General features: G+C 57.5%; 17 protein-coding genes. 9 read left to right on the top strand and 8 right to left on the bottom strand.

Features of this window, described 5'->3' with window-relative positions; genetic code table 11:
- Positions 1-2: 2 nt before the first annotated feature.
- The 4 genes from WX88_RS02695 to WX88_RS02710 all read left to right on the top strand — a co-directional run bounded on the left by WX88_RS02695 (position 3) and on the right by WX88_RS02710 (position 2,439).
- Positions 3-563 carry a MarC family protein gene (locus tag WX88_RS02695; RefSeq protein WP_046242705.1) on the top strand — a complete coding sequence of 187 codons (561 nt, stop codon included), beginning with the start codon at positions 3-5 and terminating at the stop codon, positions 561-563.
- 191 nt (positions 564-754) lie between these two features.
- Positions 755-1,225 (top strand): ribonuclease HI, encoded by a 471-nt coding sequence (gene rnhA / locus WX88_RS02700; RefSeq protein ID WP_046242706.1) that lies wholly within the window; start codon positions 755-757, stop codon positions 1,223-1,225.
- A 13-nt stretch (positions 1,226-1,238) separates the two neighbouring features.
- Positions 1,239-1,709, top strand: a complete 471-nt coding sequence (locus tag WX88_RS27130) for a hypothetical protein (protein WP_052732269.1) — start codon at positions 1,239-1,241, stop codon at positions 1,707-1,709.
- A 7-nt stretch (positions 1,710-1,716) separates the two neighbouring features.
- Complete coding sequence (locus WX88_RS02710; RefSeq protein WP_156175914.1) at positions 1,717-2,439, top strand: tRNA1(Val) (adenine(37)-N6)-methyltransferase; 723 nt, start codon at positions 1,717-1,719, stop codon at positions 2,437-2,439.
- A 126-nt stretch (positions 2,440-2,565) separates the two neighbouring features.
- Here WX88_RS02710 and WX88_RS02715 read toward each other — a convergent pair whose 3' ends face one another.
- The 3 genes from WX88_RS02715 to WX88_RS02725 all read right to left on the bottom strand — a co-directional run bounded on the left by WX88_RS02715 (position 2,566) and on the right by WX88_RS02725 (position 5,783).
- Positions 2,566-3,258 (bottom strand): ATP-binding cassette domain-containing protein, encoded by a 693-nt coding sequence (locus tag WX88_RS02715; RefSeq protein ID WP_046242707.1) that lies wholly within the window; start codon positions 3,256-3,258, stop codon positions 2,566-2,568.
- 75 nt (positions 3,259-3,333) lie between these two features.
- The gene (locus WX88_RS02720; RefSeq protein ID WP_046242708.1) at positions 3,334-4,302 is read right to left on the bottom strand and encodes a hypothetical protein; all 969 of its coding nucleotides are present in this window, start codon (positions 4,300-4,302) and stop codon (positions 3,334-3,336) included.
- A gap of 134 nt (positions 4,303-4,436) precedes the next feature.
- Positions 4,437-5,783 (bottom strand): saccharopine dehydrogenase family protein, encoded by a 1,347-nt coding sequence (locus WX88_RS02725; protein WP_046242709.1) that lies wholly within the window; start codon positions 5,781-5,783, stop codon positions 4,437-4,439.
- 123 nt (positions 5,784-5,906) lie between these two features.
- Here WX88_RS02725 and WX88_RS02730 point away from each other — a divergent pair, with 123 nt between their 5' ends.
- Both WX88_RS02730 and WX88_RS02735 read left to right on the top strand, forming a co-directional pair.
- Positions 5,907-6,398, top strand: a complete 492-nt coding sequence (locus WX88_RS02730) for a cytidine deaminase (RefSeq protein ID WP_046242710.1) — start codon at positions 5,907-5,909, stop codon at positions 6,396-6,398.
- A gap of 102 nt (positions 6,399-6,500) precedes the next feature.
- Positions 6,501-7,145 (top strand): alpha/beta hydrolase, encoded by a 645-nt coding sequence (locus WX88_RS02735; RefSeq protein ID WP_046242711.1) that lies wholly within the window; start codon positions 6,501-6,503, stop codon positions 7,143-7,145.
- A gap of 101 nt (positions 7,146-7,246) precedes the next feature.
- On the opposite strand, the gene WX88_RS02740 is transcribed toward WX88_RS02735, so the two are convergent.
- The 4 genes from WX88_RS02740 to WX88_RS02755 form a co-directional block, all read right to left on the bottom strand.
- Positions 7,247-7,993 (bottom strand): SDR family NAD(P)-dependent oxidoreductase, encoded by a 747-nt coding sequence (locus WX88_RS02740; RefSeq protein WP_046242712.1) that lies wholly within the window; start codon positions 7,991-7,993, stop codon positions 7,247-7,249.
- 70 nt (positions 7,994-8,063) lie between these two features.
- The gene (gene porT / locus WX88_RS02745; protein ID WP_082115807.1) at positions 8,064-8,864 is read right to left on the bottom strand and encodes a type IX secretion/gliding motility protein PorT/SprT; all 801 of its coding nucleotides are present in this window, start codon (positions 8,862-8,864) and stop codon (positions 8,064-8,066) included.
- Complete coding sequence (gene ubiE, locus WX88_RS02750) at positions 8,813-9,541, bottom strand: bifunctional demethylmenaquinone methyltransferase/2-methoxy-6-polyprenyl-1,4-benzoquinol methylase UbiE (protein ID WP_046242714.1); 729 nt, start codon at positions 9,539-9,541, stop codon at positions 8,813-8,815. The genes porT and ubiE overlap by 52 nt, the downstream gene beginning before the upstream one ends.
- 174 nt (positions 9,542-9,715) lie before the next feature.
- On the bottom strand, positions 9,716-11,941 hold the full coding sequence (locus WX88_RS02755; RefSeq protein ID WP_231590610.1) for an OmpA family protein: 2,226 nt from the start codon (positions 11,939-11,941) through the stop codon (positions 9,716-9,718).
- Between the two features lie 432 nt (positions 11,942-12,373).
- Between WX88_RS02755 and yihA the strand changes: the two genes are divergently transcribed.
- The 3 genes from yihA to WX88_RS02770 all read left to right on the top strand — a co-directional run bounded on the left by yihA (position 12,374) and on the right by WX88_RS02770 (position 14,288).
- On the top strand, positions 12,374-12,997 hold the full coding sequence (gene yihA, locus WX88_RS02760) for a ribosome biogenesis GTP-binding protein YihA/YsxC (protein WP_046242716.1): 624 nt from the start codon (positions 12,374-12,376) through the stop codon (positions 12,995-12,997).
- 78 nt (positions 12,998-13,075) lie between these two features.
- Positions 13,076-13,537: an energy transducer TonB gene (locus WX88_RS02765; RefSeq protein WP_046242717.1), complete on the top strand. Its 462-nt coding sequence runs from the start codon at positions 13,076-13,078 to the stop codon at positions 13,535-13,537.
- A gap of 127 nt (positions 13,538-13,664) precedes the next feature.
- On the top strand, positions 13,665-14,288 hold the full coding sequence (locus tag WX88_RS02770) for a DUF5606 family protein (RefSeq protein WP_046242718.1): 624 nt from the start codon (positions 13,665-13,667) through the stop codon (positions 14,286-14,288).
- Positions 14,289-14,457: 169 nt separating this feature from the next.
- Here WX88_RS02770 and fbp read toward each other — a convergent pair whose 3' ends face one another.
- Positions 14,458-15,492 carry a class 1 fructose-bisphosphatase gene (fbp, locus tag WX88_RS02775; RefSeq protein ID WP_046242719.1) on the bottom strand — a complete coding sequence of 345 codons (1,035 nt, stop codon included), beginning with the start codon at positions 15,490-15,492 and terminating at the stop codon, positions 14,458-14,460.
- Positions 15,493-15,564 lie beyond the last annotated feature (72 nt).

Below are 15,564 nucleotides of genomic sequence, written 5' to 3' on the forward strand. Positions count from 1 at the left end.
TCATGTTCTCCTTTAAGCAGATTTTGTCCGTTACGCTCACGCTGTTTGCCGTTATTGATATTATTGGATCCATTCCGATTATCATCCAAATTCGGCAGCGCGAGGGTCAGGTCAAGGCCGGGCTGGCGACCGTCGTGGCCGGTGGCCTCATGGTGGGCTTCTTGTTTGTGGGTCAAAGCCTGCTGGGCCTGCTCGGGGTCGATAACCAAAGCTTTGCCCTGGCCGGAGCCATCGTCATCTTCCTCATCGGCCTGGAAATGATACTCGGCATCGAGCTGTTTAAGTCCGATCTGTCGGCCTCGACGGGCTCAATTGTGCCGCTGGCGTTCCCACTCATCGTGGGCGCCGGCACCATGACGACGCTGCTCTCGTTGCGGGCGGCCTATTCGCTGCCCAACATTCTGGTCGGCATCAGCCTAAACCTGCTATTCGTGTACGTCGTGCTCAAAACTAGCTACTGGATTGAACGCCAGCTGGGCAAAGCCGGCGAGGACGTACTGCGCCGCGTGTTCGGCGTGATTCTGCTGGCCATCGCCATCAAGCTCTTCAAATCTAATTTCTAGCCTCTGGCTGACGGACTCCTGGGCCATCAGAACGTGTCATGCAGAGCGAAGCGAAGCATCTCGCTCGGAGAAGTAACTCAATCGTTCAACGGTACTGATTACTACCACACGCGAGATGCTTCGGCTGCGCTCAGCATGACGTTCTGATGGCCCGGCATCCAAGTTCCAGGCACAAAGCACTAAGTACCCACATGATTCATCTATTCACCGACGGCTCGGCCCGCGGCAACCCTGGGCCGGGCGGCTACGGCGCCATTCTCCGCTACGGCCCCCACGAAAAAGAGCTAACCCAGGGCTTCCGTCTCACCACCAACAACCGCATGGAGCTGCTGGCCGTCATCGTGGGCCTCGAAGCCGTGACCCGGCCCGAGCTGCCCATCCGCGTCGTATCCGACTCGAAGTACGTGGTCGATGCCGTGGAGAAAAAGTGGGTTTTCGGTTGGGAAAAGAAACCCGACTTCGGCAAGAAAGCCAACGAGGACCTGTGGCGCCGCTTTCTGCGCATCTACAAGCAGCGCAAAGTCACCTTCCACTGGATAAAAGGCCACGCCGGCCACGCCGAAAACGAGCGCTGCGACGTGCTGGCCGTGCAAAGCGCCATGGGCAAGGGATTGCTGGTGGATGAGGGCTACGAGGCCATCAGTAAAGCGACATCGCTATAAATCCTCTGTTTTGATGCGATTCGGCTTATTGCTCGGGGGGCTGTTTATTCCGGCGGCGGCCTCGGGCCAATCCTACCAACCGCAGTTCAGCAACTACCCCGTGGCCGAGCGGTACCATGGCCGGCAAGCAGCGCCAAAACTTGTTCGCGGCACGGCGGCGTGGCTCTTTCGGACGCGCATCCGAGAAGCTGCGCAGGGCAAACCCAATTTTGCGGGGCATTACATTGCGGCCACTTGGGGGTGCGGTGCCGAGTGCCTCAGCAGTGCCATCATCGACGTAAAAACGGGCACCGTCTATTTTAACGATGTCAGCACCTGCTGCTGGTTTAGCGCCCCCGCCGCGACGCCAACCGAGGACTTTGAGCCAATCCGTTTTCGGCTGAATAGTCGCCTAATCATTTTCACTGGCCTGCTGGGAGAAGCGGGTCGCAACGGCGCCCACTATTTCCGGTTTGAGCACGGGCGGCTCATCGCCATCCGCTAACAACAAATTGCCGAACGACTACTTCCAGTTCCAGCAGTTCCGCATCGAGCAGAGCCAGTGCGCCATGAAAGTCAGCACCGACGCCTGCCTGCTCGGCGCGGCCATCGACCTCACCGGCGCTACCCGCCTGCTCGATATCGGCACCGGCACCGGCCTGCTGGCCCTCATGGCCGCTCAGCGCCACCCCACCGTCGATATCGAAGCCGTGGAGATTGAGGTGGCCGCCGCCACCCAGGCGGCGGCCAACGCGACAGCCAGCCCCTGGGCAGCCCGCATCCGGGTGCGGGCCCTGAGCTTGGCCGAGTACGCAGCTAGCCAGCCCGCGCCGTTGAGCCACATCGTGTGCAATCCGCCGTTTTTCCGGCACTCGTTGCCCTCGGCCGAGGCGGCTCGCCGCACGGCCCGGCACGAAGGTGCGGCCTCGCTTTCGTTTGGAGAAATAAGTGCGTTTGCGGCCCGATTTCTGCTGCCGACGGGCCAGCTGACCGTGCTGCTGCCGCCGCCGGAAATGCAGCTCTTCGCAGTCGAAGCAACGGCGGCGGGGTTATTTCTGCGCACGCGGCTAGCCGTGCGGCACCGGCCGGGCGGGCGCGTGACGCGGCATATCAGCAGCTTTGGGCGCGCTGCCACAACCGTGACGGAAACGGAGCTGGTCATTCAGGATGCTACCGGAGCTGCGTACTCGGCCAGGTTCCGGGCCTTACTGGCGGGGTTTTATTTGGCGCTGTAGCGCGTGCAGGCAGCAGCTCCACGCAGGATTTCCAAGTTGGTATACACGCAGCGCGGCCTTTTAGACCGCGAGCCCGCTGGTCACGGCCTAAAAGGCCGCGCTATTGGCAGTTCATTTCATCTCGGGTTACAGCAATGAACTGAGTAACCCAAGCTTCTCGCGGTGCAGGCTATTGAGCAGGTCGGTTTCGAGGGTACCAAACTCGGCGGCCAGGTAGTGCCGCTGTACGAGTCCGCCTACCAGCACCGTCACCTCATCGGCCGTTTCGGTAAGGGCCCCCAGAATGTGCGAGGTAAGCAGAATGCCGGTGCCCCGGTCGCGCAACCGCCGCAGAATCTCCTTGAGCAGCAGGTTGGCTTCCAGATCGAGGCCATTGAAGGGCTCGTCAAGAATCAGGTAATCGAACTGCTGCACCAGCAAGGCCAGCAGCGCCAGCTTCTTGTGCATGCCGGCCGAGTACTCGTCGGCGTACTGGTCGAGCGGCAATTCGAGCAAGCGGTTCCAGCCAGTAAAATCCGCGACCGCCCGGCCCCGGGCTTGCAGGCAAAACTCCAGGTACTCGCGTCCGGTGAGGCGCGGGTAGAAATACGGCTCGTAGGGCAGCAGGCCGGTGTGCTCACGCACGGCACGGCCCGCGGTGTCGCGCACGACGCCTGAGAAGTCCGTTTCCAGCCCGTAGAGGCAGTTGAGCAGCGTGGTTTTGCCCGCGCCATTGGCCCCCACCAATCCATGGATGGTACCAGGCCGCAAAGTCAGGCTCACATCGTGCAGCACGACGTGGGCGCCGTAGGCTTTGCGCAGGTTACGGATTTCAAGCATTGTTCTAAAAGAGTAGCGTGGCTTCTAATTTGGTAAAGAAAGAGGCAAGCAGTAGCGCGGACTATAGAGTCCGCGCTACTGCTTGCCTCTGGTCCCCAGCACTGCCCGCAGGCGCCGTCGGCTTTGCCAGATGAGCCCACCCGCCGCTACCAGCAGCAGCGCCGGATACACGGGGTTGCCCGGCATGGCCAGCGCCATGCCTACCACTAGCGCCTGCGTGGTGCGAATGTGCAAAGCATTAGGGTAGAAAGCGTACTTAGTGATGATAATCAACCCCACCAACCCCAGCCAGGCCAGCCCTACCGCCAGCGCCCCGCCTACTCCAGCCGGCCCACTAGCCAGCAGCCACAGGAAGGGCGCGGCGCTAAGTCCCGCGTAGGTAAGCCCCAGCAACAGCCGACGGCGCAGAAAAGGCCCCGGTCCGCGCGCGGCCAGCACCAACATGGTCATGGGCTCGGGCACCCCGTAGTAGGCCAGCAGCACCAGCAGCCAGCCGCCCAAGGCCAGCACTGGCCCCAACGGTGTTCCGCGCTGCCAGATAGCCGCAGCCAGTAGCGCCGGCCACACTACCCAGGCGCCCCCCGCCCGCATGCCACTCACCCACTCAAAGGCCTCGCTGCGAAAAAGACTGCGCCCCTTTTGGCGCGTACTCTGAGTTTCACCCATCGGTGGCGCCAACGCCGCCAGCGGCGCCAGGCCCAGCGTAAGCGCTGCTGCCCCCCAGTCCTTAAAAAGCAGCAACACCATGGCCACTGGCGAAGCCCAGAACAAGTATTCTACCGCCAACCAGCGTCGAAAATGTGGAGCACTGATAACCAGAAAGCGCCAATCGGACCGCTGCCGGTGCGCTGACACCAGCAGCAGCGCCACCCCCACCGGCACGGCCCACTGTACCTGGGGGTGGGCCGCCGCCGTAATAACCACCCTCCCCCCAACCGCCACCAGTACCGGGATAAGTATTGCGAGCCGCACCCAACCTATTTCCAGCAGTTGCCGACCCAGCAGGCGCCAGCGTAATCGCAGATAAGCTAGTAGTGCTTGCATTGAGCAACCTCAACGAAATAGGCCTGGCAGTATTGCGGCGCTTGGCCGTAGCGCGAACTTTGTAGTTCGCGTACCCGAGCGACTTTAATGGCCCGGAGATGCGGACTACATAGTTCGCGCTACGAAAAGCAGCTCTAGCGTTCCTCTTCCGTAAAGCGAATACCGTATTCGACCGCCAGCTCATTGAGAATCGGCTCGTACAAGTCGGCTCCCACCGGAATCAGTACGCCACGCTGCCCCATTTCGCCCCGCGCAAGCCGCCGCACGGCCATGCCCAAGGGCAGCCCCACGGTTTTGGCCATACCGGTATGGGTGGCGTCATCGCCCACCACGGCCAGCGACGACGTGAGACGGTGCGTGGTGCCGCCCAGCTCAAACTCGAAGAGGTGTTGCATCACAATCAGGTCGTGGTCGTGGGGCTGCAACTGCCATTTTTCGCTGAGCAGGCGTTCGAGCAGTTGGGCGGGGGTGGCGCGGGCGTGACCCACGGGCCGGTTCGAAAACAGCCCCAGCCAATTCAGGCGGCCCATTTCCTCACTCTCCGGTTCGAGGCCAAGATAGGTTGCCAGGCGCGTGGGCAAGTCGAGGCCTGGTAGGGGCGGCACCGGCAGATAAGCAGCCACAAGCTCAGCCCAGGTCATGGTTTCGGGGTTGTCGAGGTTCACCGAATCGTCGGTGAGGCCCAGGCGCACCAGCGCGTGCCAAGCAGCACAATAGCCCGGTCGACGCAGCGTGCCACGCAAAATAGTTGGGATATGGGCGAGGCCGTACGGGGCGCGGTAACTCAGCGAGTCGCGGTTGGCGTAGCCCTCAAACTCGCCGTAGCCAGGCACGGCCAGCCTCTCGGTGCGGGCAAATAGCTGCTGGTAGGGAATGAAGCGCAGGTGGCCATTTTCGAGGTATTTGGCAGTGCTTTGACCGGCCAGCACTACGTTACGCGGGTTCCAGGTGAACTTGTATTTCCAGGGGTTATTCTCTTCGGCGGCCGGGGCCAGCAGCCCCCCACAGTAGCTTTTGAAAGACGTAATAACTCCGCCCCGCGCCCGGATATGCTCGATGGCCCGCATGGCCGACATATGGTCGAGGCCGGGGTCGAGGCCGCACTCCATGAGCAGCGTCACACCAGCGGCCGTGGCATCGTCGTGCAACGCCCGAATCTCCGGGCTCACGTAGCTGGCCGTGGCCAAGTGGCGCCCATGACGCACGCAGGCCCGCGCCACCAGCGGGTGGAGTGGGGCCGGCAGCATTGAAATAACAATGTCGGCCTGCTCTACCATCTCTTCCAACAACGCCTCGTCATCCGTCGAAAAAGGCACCGCACGGGCGTATTCCGAATGCGCGGCCAGCACCGGCGCAAGGTGGGCCGGGCTCACGTCGGCCACGGTCAGAAACCACTTTTCGGTTGGCGCGTGGCGCAGTAAGTACTGAAGGAGGGACGAGGCCGAGCGGCCGGCACCAAGGAGCAGGAGGCGGGTAGTCATGCGGCAAAAGTACACGGCACCGCGGGTAGCGCGGACTTTGGGAGTCCGCCGATAGGCGGTTCATGCGCGAATTCCCAAAGTCCGTGCTACTCCCCTATCTTCACTGCCCATTATCCCTACCGCATGGCCCGCATTTCTAAACAGCAGCTCATTTCCTATGAGGAGCTGGACGATACCAACGACCTCACCGCCGCTGAGCAGGCCCTGTGGCAGGCAGCCCGCGACGCCACCGCCCATGCCTACGCCCCCTACTCTGGCTTTCACGTCGGGGCTGCCCTGCTCCTGGCCGATGGCACCATTTTTCGCGGCACCAACCAGGAAAACGCCGCGTATCCATCAGGCCTCTGCGCCGAGCGCACCGCGCTGTTTGGGCTGGCGGCCAATCAGCCCCAGCACGCACCCATCGTGGGCATGGCCGTCGCCGCCCGTCCCGCCCAAGGTCAGTTTGGGCCTGCCCTTCCCTGCGGCGCCTGCCGCCAAGTGATGCTGGAATACGAAACTCGTCAGAGTCAGCCCATCCCGCTGCTGCTACCTAGCCGCACCGGCACCATCCTGCGTTTCGACTCCTTCGCCCTGCTGATACCATTCAACTTTTCAGCCGATGACTTGCCTTAGCTCTAAGCTTAGTAATCAGTGCAGCTGGATTTATTGCGTGAGGTTGCTAACCACCAAACCAAGCAACGCAGCCATCGACAACTAATAATCAGTCAACTAAAAATGACCGAACACCACCTCGCCGTCACCCGCTCCGCCCGCTACTATCAGCTGGGCGAATTATCGGCCCAGACCAAGCGCATCTGGTTTGTGTGCCACGGCTACGGGCAGTTGGCAGCCTACTTTTCCCGCCATTTCGCTTTTCTTACCGAGGCAGACCCGACCACGGTTGTCATCGCCCCGGAAGGCCTCTCCCGCTTCTACCTCACTGGCAATAGTGGCCGCGTGGGCGCCAGTTGGATGACCCGCGACGACCGCCTCGCCGAAATCGAAGACCACGTCGGCTTCCTCAATCAACTAGCCGACAAAATACTGGACGAGTGCCTGCCTGATGTTCAGGTGACCGTTTTAGGCTTCTCCCAAGGCACGGCTACGGTGAGCCGCTGGCTGGCCCAGGCTCACTTCCGGCCGGTTCAGCTCATCCTCTGGGCCGGCGGCTTCCCCAATGACTTGGAGCCCGCCATAGCAAGGCATCTTCTGCAAGACTTGACTCTAACCATGGTGGTCGGCACGAATGATGAATACATCTCCGCAGCTCAAATAGCCCAGCAACAACAGCAACTTCAATTGCTGGGCAGCACCCCGCGGCTCATCACCTTCGAGGGCAAGCACGAGCTAAATCAAGCTGTTCTGCAAACCCTCGTTTAGAGAACAAAATAGTAAAACGGCCTCACCAGAGGCTGTTTGGGTTAGTTGAGAGAGAGGAAACATAAGTCTTCTTTTCCTCTCTCAGCTAAGCACGAAAAAAGCTATTTCCGCACGATGGTAGTAGCAGCCCCCTGCGCCCCGGCCAGCACCAGCACCTCGGCAATCGTCACGTGCGGCGGCCGGGTCACCATAAATACGATGATATCGGCAACATCCTCGGGCCGCAATGGCTCGAAGCCTTCGTACACCTTCGCCGCCCGGGCCTCGTCGCCCTTGAAGCGCACCTGCGAAAACTCGGTTTCTACCGCGCCGGGGTTCACTTCGGCCACCCGCACGCCGGTGGGCAACAAATCGAGCCGCATGGTTTTGGTGAGCATGGCCACCGCCGCTTTGCTGGCGCAATACACGTTGCCGTTAGCGTAGGCTTCCTGCCCCGCAATTGACCCGATGTTCAGGATAAAGCCGCTCTGCCGGGCCGTCATGCCCGGCAGCAGCGCGTGGGTAACGTTCAGCAGGCCGCGCACGTTGGCGTCCAGCATCTGGTCCCAATCCGCCGGGTCGCCGCTCTGAATAGGCGTGAGACCGTGCGCGCCCCCGGCATTATTCACCAATACATCGGGCGCCTGCAGCTCGGCCGGGAGCGTGGCCACGGCCGCCTGCACCGCCGCCCGGTCGCGCACGTCGAACACCAGCACATGCACCGGCACCGGAGCCAGCTGAGCCGCCAGCTCATCGAGCCTTTCGCGTCGCCGCCCGGTCACAACCAACTGAAACCCGGCTCCGGCCAACGCTACAGCCGTGGCCCGACCAATACCCGACGACGCGCCGGTAATAAATGCAGTCTTCATGAAGCAAAACAAGCAATCGGCTCATCGCAACCACCTAAGTACTCTGGCTGCTGCACCCATTGCCTGATAATTAATTCTGGATATTGATGTAGAGCGTCACCGAGTTGGTGCTGATACTCTGTAAGCTTTGGCTGAATACATCATTGCGTGGAACCAGTAAATTACGCAGGCCGTGCGAAAAGCGTAGCTCGGGCGCCAGCTTAAACAGCGGGTAGAACAAATCCAGGCCCACACCATATTCCAGCGTCAGGTCGCTGCTCACGGCCTGCAACTGGTTGCGTAGCGGGTCGCTACGGCGGTTACTGGCCGTCAGTATCGGGTTGATGCCCGCAATCATGTATACCCGCGAGTTACGACGCCGGTCCGACTGATACTTCAGCATCAATGGAAACTGGACCACTGTGGAATTAACCTCCTGGGTAACGATGGAGTCGGGTTTAGGATAACCGCGCGGCTTAAACTCCACCCTACGAGTCAGGAAGTTGACCCCCGGCGAAAAGCGCAGAATAAACGGCGACCCGGGCCCACCCAACCGCACATCGCCAATAAAGCCCACGCCCAGGCTCGGGCTGTAAGTCGAGTTGGCGATGATATTTTGATTTTGAATATAGGTAGGCGACTGCTCAATCACAAACCGCGAAGCCGACAAGCTCACGTACATGCCGGGGTGAAACCACCGGTCATCGTAGTTCGACAAGTTCTTCACCGTAATGGACCTGACGGTGCCGTTCTTACGGTTGGCCCGCGAGCTGGCTTTGCGCTGCGCCAATGCCGCCGTTGGCACAAGGAGCACGAGGAAGCCGAACAGCGTGAAGCGCTTTAGTTGTGCGCCGTGTAAATGGAGCTGATACCGAATGTGAGTGGTTGCCATGCAGGTTCTTTGAAGCCGACCTTAGCCAGAATAGCCAGGAAATCAGTGCCGTCGGGAAATGCCTGCACCGAAGCCGGCAGGTAGGTGTAGGCAGACTGGTCTTTGGAAATCAATTTGCCAAAAACCGGCAGCACCCGACGGAAATAAAAATTATATGCTTGCTTGAGGGGAAAAGCCGTTGGCTTGCTAAATTCCAGAATGACGAGCTTGCCACCCGGCCGCAGCACGCGCCGCATCTCGGCGAGCCCAGCCTCCAAGTGCGCAAAGTTGCGTACTCCAAACGAGGCCGTCACCGCGTCAAATTCCCCGTCCTCAAAAGGCAGGTTTTCCGAGTCACCCAGCTCCAGCTGAATGCGATTGCCCAATCCTTTGGCGGCCAGCTTGCGGCGGCCTACCTCCAGCATGCCCTCCGAAATGTCCACACCGGTCACGTGCGCGTCGGGCGCAGCAGTGCGGAGGGTTTCGATTGCGAAGTCGGCGGTGCCGGTGGCAATGTCTAGGATACGAGCCGGGCGCAGGGTTTTCAACTCGTCCACCGCCTTGCGCCGCCAGTAAATGTCGGTGCCGGCGCTGAGAAAGTGGTTGAGGAAATCATACTTACCCGCGATGGAGTTAAACATCTGGGCAACCTGCGATTTCTTATCGGCGGAATTGTCTTTGTAGGGTACTACAGCCATGAGCGGGCGCAAAGAACGGAAATGAAGCGAGAAAATTGTTCTCCCCCAACGCCCAACCGGGCTGGTTTGTTAAGTTAAATAGTCGCAAAAGAAACGCAGCCAGTAATTAAAGGCCACAAAAAAGCGAGCCGGACAATTTGCCCGGCCCGCTTCCCTGTTCACTAACCTCAACGGCTACTCCGTTTTGGCCTTGATTTTGGTTTTTTCACCGTTGGCATCTTTGGCTTTGGCATCCAACTCCCCGTTTTTGGTGGTCGTTTTGGACTTTTCGCCTTGGGCACCTTTGGTTTTCACCTTCACTTTGTCCGAATCCTCGTCCACTTTGGTTTTCACCTTGGTGCCGTCAGCAGCTTTCATCTTAGTCTTGCCAGGGCTCAACGGAGCTGGAGTTGCGGGAGCCGGGGCCGACGTAGCAGCCGGAGCGGGAGCAGCAGTAGGCACCGTCTCACCTTCTTTCAGCACCACCTTGAACTCGTCACGACGGTTAAGCTGCATGTTCTCAGGCGAATCGTTCGGGGCAGCCGGACGACGCTCGCCGTAGCTCACGGTCGTCATGCGGGTATCGGCTACCCCCTGCTTCTTGAGGTAGTTATAAGCCGCCTCAGCACGGTTCTGACCAAGTACCATGTTGTACTCGTCGGTGTTGCGCGAGTCGCAGTGGCCCTCAATCGAAATGTTTACACCAGGAGACGCAATCAGTTTCTGGCTGATTTCGTTCAGCGTCACAATAGATTCCGGACGCAGCTTGTACTTGTCGGTATCGAAGTAGATGTTTTTGAAACCACCAGCCGTAGCGGTAGTATCGATGTAGTTCACGTAGAAGTTCTTCGTGATGGTTGTCGAGTCATTCGTTGACACCGGCACGGCAAATTCCTGCGTTTCGATGTTCTTGCCATCCTTGCTCACCGCCACCTGGTAGGTACGTCCCGACAGCACGGCCACTTGGTAGCCACCATCCGGCTTGGTAACGTCGCGGAAGCTCAGCGCCGATTTATCGGCCGTCGCTCCGCTGAATACCAGTTCAACACCCGGAATTACGCTCGTGCTATCGCGCGATGAGAATACCTTACCGACGATGTTGGAGTTTTTGATATAATTGATGGTGTAGATGTCCTTCTCGCCGTAGCCCCCGATGCGGTAGCTGCTCAGGTAGGCATACGAGCCATCCGGGCTGAGGCGGTAGTAAGAGTCATCATCGGGTGTGTTGATGGGGTAACCCATGTTCTGAGCAGCACCCCAGCGGCGGCTGTTTTCGTCGTACTCCGACTTGAAAATGTCGTAGCCGCCCATGGTGTTATGGCCACGCGACGAGAAATACAACGTTTTGCCATCCTTGCTCAGGTACGGGCTGTCGTCATCGTATTTGGTGTTAATGTTAGCACCGAGTGATTTGGGAGGACCAAATTCGCCGCCGGCGGTACGGGTCGACGTGTACAGGTCAAGGGTACCATCCTCTGAATATTTGCCGGTAGCAAAAATAATCATCAACCCGTCTGGCGAAATGTATGCATCACCTTCATACGCCTTCGAGTTGATATTGGCATCCAGCGGTTTGGGAGCCGTCCAGTCAGTACCTGATTTTTCTGCCACGAAGATGTCACCGCCATTGTCATTGCGGTACATGAGCAGCTTGGTATCGTTGTCGAACAGCTGCGTCGAGGCATCGTGGCCTTTGCCGTTGAGCACGCCGCTTAGCGAGCGCGGCTTCTCCCAGTTCTCATCATCAATACGGCGGGTTTCGAAAATGTCTTCGTAGTACTCACCGTCAGCGGCTACACTCTTGTTTTTCTTGTCTGAAACGTTGCCACTGGCACCGGTTACGCTCTCGCCACGCGAGGTGAAAATGAGCAGCTTATCATCCGACGAAATAACGGGGCTGTGCTCCGAGAATTGCGAATTGATGGTGGGGCCCAGGTTCTTCACAAAGATGTCCTTAGGCGAATTGAACTGCACCTTGGCGTTTTTGCTGTGCTGAATCAGCTGCGCTAGCTCTTCTTTGCGCTGGTCGTTTTTCTTCAGCGTAGCATTGTAGGCCTGGAAGTGAGCCACAGCCTCATCAAAGTTGTAGTTGAGGTGGTCGACCCGGCCGAGCCAGTACTCCACGTCTTTCGACACTTTGGGTTTGAGTTTTTGCGCCTTATAAATATAGTCGCTGGCCTTTTCCTTATCAAAGGACATGTAGGAAATACCAGCGTTGAAGAGGGCCTTGGCGTTGTTCGGGTCTTTGGCCAGCACTTTTTCGTAATACGGAAGAGCGGCGCGGTAATTTTCCTGCTCGAAGAACTTGTTGCCGGTTTTCAGGTCCTTACGCGTGCTTTGCGCGGAGGCCGGAGTAGCCATAGCGGCGGTGAGAGCAACAGCGCACGACGCTTGCAGTAACCTTCTGGATAAGTTGTCCATTGGAGGAGAGGGTTGAAAAAAGAAATTCTGAAGGGGTTAAACGAAGAAATGTGCCGCTTATACGTGAGAGGCAACAAACTATATTTTGGGCTTATACTGAAAAACTACGGCAGGGTTAGGTTTAATCCCGATTTGCGAAGAAGGTAACCGTACCTAAGCGTCTGGGCTTCCTTGCAAAGCCCTACTATAGGGAGAGCAACGACGGACAAAGATAAGTTTTTTGCCCACGAAAAGCCGTTTTTGGCAAAATTTCAGCCATTCAACTGCATGTAAGTACGAGAGAGGTGCTTTCCTGAATTGGAGGGCATGTCGTGCAAATATAGAAGTAGCAGTGTAATAGCCATGGGTTTTGTCATTTTTATTTATTGAGTGAGAGCTTGGTTTCAGGCGTAATTTTGCCGCCTATTAGTTTTATTATTCCCCAGAAAATCGATGCTTATTCGCGATGCCCGTTTCCTGACCAGTAATTCCCGGGCCGAACTCTGCCCCGCGCCTACGCTGCCAGAGTACGCTTTTATTGGCCGTTCCAACGTTGGCAAATCTTCTTTAATAAATATGTTGACAGGCCGTAATGGTTTGGCTAAAACGTCATCCTCACCCGGAAAGACGCAGTTGATTAACCATTTCCTAATTAACGAAGAATGGTATTTGGTGGATTTACCCGGCTACGGTTATGCTAAAGTGAGCAAAACTTCCCGTGCGGAATGGGCACGCATGATTAATTTCTATTTACGCCACCGTCCCAATTTGATGTGCGTGTGTGTGCTAATAGATTCGCGCCATCCACCACAGGCCGCAGACCTGGAATTCATGGAGAAGCTTGGCGAAGAGGGCATTCCTTTCGTCATGATATTCACCAAAATAGACAAACAATCAACGGCGCAAACTAAAGCATTGGTGGGGACTTACCTGAGCAAGATGCAGGAAATTTGGGATGAGCTGCCGCGCTATTTCCAGACCTCGGCCGAGACCAGCCAAGGTCGCGACGAAGTACTCGCCTTTATTGCCGACGTGAACAAGCAGTGGGGAGGGGTGGAAGCCGCGCTCAATGCGTAGATTGGCCCCTAAATTGCCAACGGCGTCCGACCCCATACGGGTTGCTTCCTCTTTGTTTCTCCGCTCCTTTATTATAACATGACAAAAAAAACATCCGTCCCGCAGTTGGCTTTGGGCCTGCTGCTGGCGGCTGCCACGGCAGCCACCGCCCAAACCGCCCCCAATACCCAGCCCACCAAACCTCAGACCGAACAAGGCACAGGTATTGGCTCGACGGGCGGCAAAACCATTCCGGTAGCGGAGTACTACGAAGGCGGCCAGACAGCCATGTATGCCTTCATTGCTCAAGAGCTGAAATACCCCTTAATGGCCAAGCGTAACCGCATTCAGGGCCAGTGCATTGTGAGCTTTACACTGAACCCCGACGGCACCATGTCGGGGGTGAAGCTGGTGAAGCAGGTTGGAGGCGGTACGGGCGAAGAAGCCCTGCGCGTAGTGCGCCTGCTTAAATTTAAAAAGCCCGAATACCCCATTCTGACCAGCTTGCCCATCACCTTCAAGCTAGGCGTGACTGGCTCGAACGCGACAGAAGGACAATAGTCCGTAGTTTTGTGATGAAGAATGAGGAATGAAGAATTGGGAATGCGCATTGGCAGCCGCCAATTGCCCGGATCTCGCTCTTCATTCCTCATTCTTCATTCCTTATTCTTCATCTTCATTTAACAAGATGCCCTACGAATTGCAAGAGTTGGCCGCTATCAGCGGCATGCCTGGCCTTTACCGCTTAGTGCGCGCCGCGCGTCACGGCGTGCTGGTCGAAAGCCTCGACGAAAAAGCCACCCGTACCCTGGCCCCGGCCCGCAACAAAGTGTCACTGCTGTCGGAAATCTCCATTTATACCCAGGACCCCGACCAAACTGTGCCCCTGACCGAAGTATTTGAGCGCATTTATCAGCAGCACGGCGCCACGGCTCCTGTCACGGCCAAATCGAGCGAAGGAGAGCTGACGGAATTTATGGCCAGCGTTATCCCCGATTACGACCGTGACCGGGTTTATCTCTCTGATATCAAGAAACTGGCATCCTGGTTCGGCATCGTGAGCAAGCACTTGCCCTACAAGGAAGCTGCCGCACCCACCGCAGAGGAAACAGCCAACACCGACACGGAAACGGCAGACAATGCCGAAGCAGCCCCAAAAGCTAAGCGCAAATCGGTCAAAGCTGATGAGCCTAGTGACGACGAACCGCTAAGCACCGGCGGTGTAATTGCCGCCACCGATGAAGCTCCGGAAGCAGCAGGCAACCCTGAAGCCGCTGCCCCAGCCAAGAAAAGCCGCAAAAAGGCAGAATAACGGAAAACAAGAATAATAAAAAGGCTGCTCCTGATTTAGGAGCAGCCTTTTTTTAGTGCTTTACTAACTGGTGAAAAGCGCAAAAACTTCAATTATTACTTGTATAATCAATTTAATAACGCCTTGGTAAATGCTTAGCTGAGCATCTACCAAGGCAATTAATAACTTATTATCTATTTGTTTTCGACGTGACTTGCTCTGCTTGTTTCTCTTTTGCCAGGAAGGCTTCGACCTGCTCTACTAATTCCTTGCTGCCGATAAAAATAGGGCAACGCTCATGCGGGGTTCTGGGCTCAATTTCCATGGTGCGCTGCTCACCGTTGCTGCTCTTGCCACCGGCTTGCTCCACAATGAACGCCAAGGGGTTGCATTCGTACATAAGGCGCAGCTTGCCTTCCGGACCCTTGGCGGTAGCGGGATAAATATAGATGCCGCCTTTGAGCAGATTGCGGTGGAAGTCGGCCACCAACGAGCCAATGTAGCGGGCCGAAAAGCTCTTATCCTTGCACTGCTTCACGAAGGCGGCTACACCGGGCGAGAAAGAGTCGGAGCTGCCTTCGTTGACGGAGTAGATGGAGCCGGTTTTGGGCGTGGCGATATCGGGGTGCGAGAGGAAGAATTCGCCCAGTGAATGTTCGTAGGTGAAGCCGTTGACGCCATTGCCCGTCGTGTACACGAGCATGGTGCTGGAACCGTAGATGACGTAGCCTGCGGCTACTTGGTGTGTTCCGGGTTGCAGACAGTCGGCGGCGGTGCCTTCGCGGCCGGTGGGCGACACGCGGCGGTAGATGCTGAAAATGGTGCCGATACTCACGTTGACGTCGATGTTTGACGAGCCGTCGAGCGGGTCGATGGCCACCACGTATTTGCCCTGATTATTACCGGTTTGAATCATCTCGTCGTCTTCCTCGGAGATGATGGTGCAAACCTCGCCCCCGTTGCGCAGTGCCCGAATGAAGCGGATGTTAGCGATGACGTCGAGCTTTTGCTGGTCTTCGCCCTGCACATTGCGGTTGCCATAAGCACCGGCGATGTCAATGAGGCCAGAACGGTTGATTTCGCGGTTTACAATCTTGGCCGCCAACGCGATATCGCGCAGTAGCTGCGACAATTCTCCCGTGGCATAGGGAAAATCCTCCTGCTTACGCATAATGAAACGGTCGAGGGTGGTGCCGACGGGTAGGGCCAGTTTGTTGTGGTCCATAGACTTATAGAGTACCGAAAATGAATGGCGAAATGCACGACAAAGCTACTCTTTTGAGGTCGAAATTTTTCG

It is taken from the genome of Hymenobacter terrenus (genome assembly GCF_000972495.1).
Classification (GTDB): Bacteria; Bacteroidota; Bacteroidia; order Cytophagales; family Hymenobacteraceae; genus Hymenobacter; species Hymenobacter terrenus.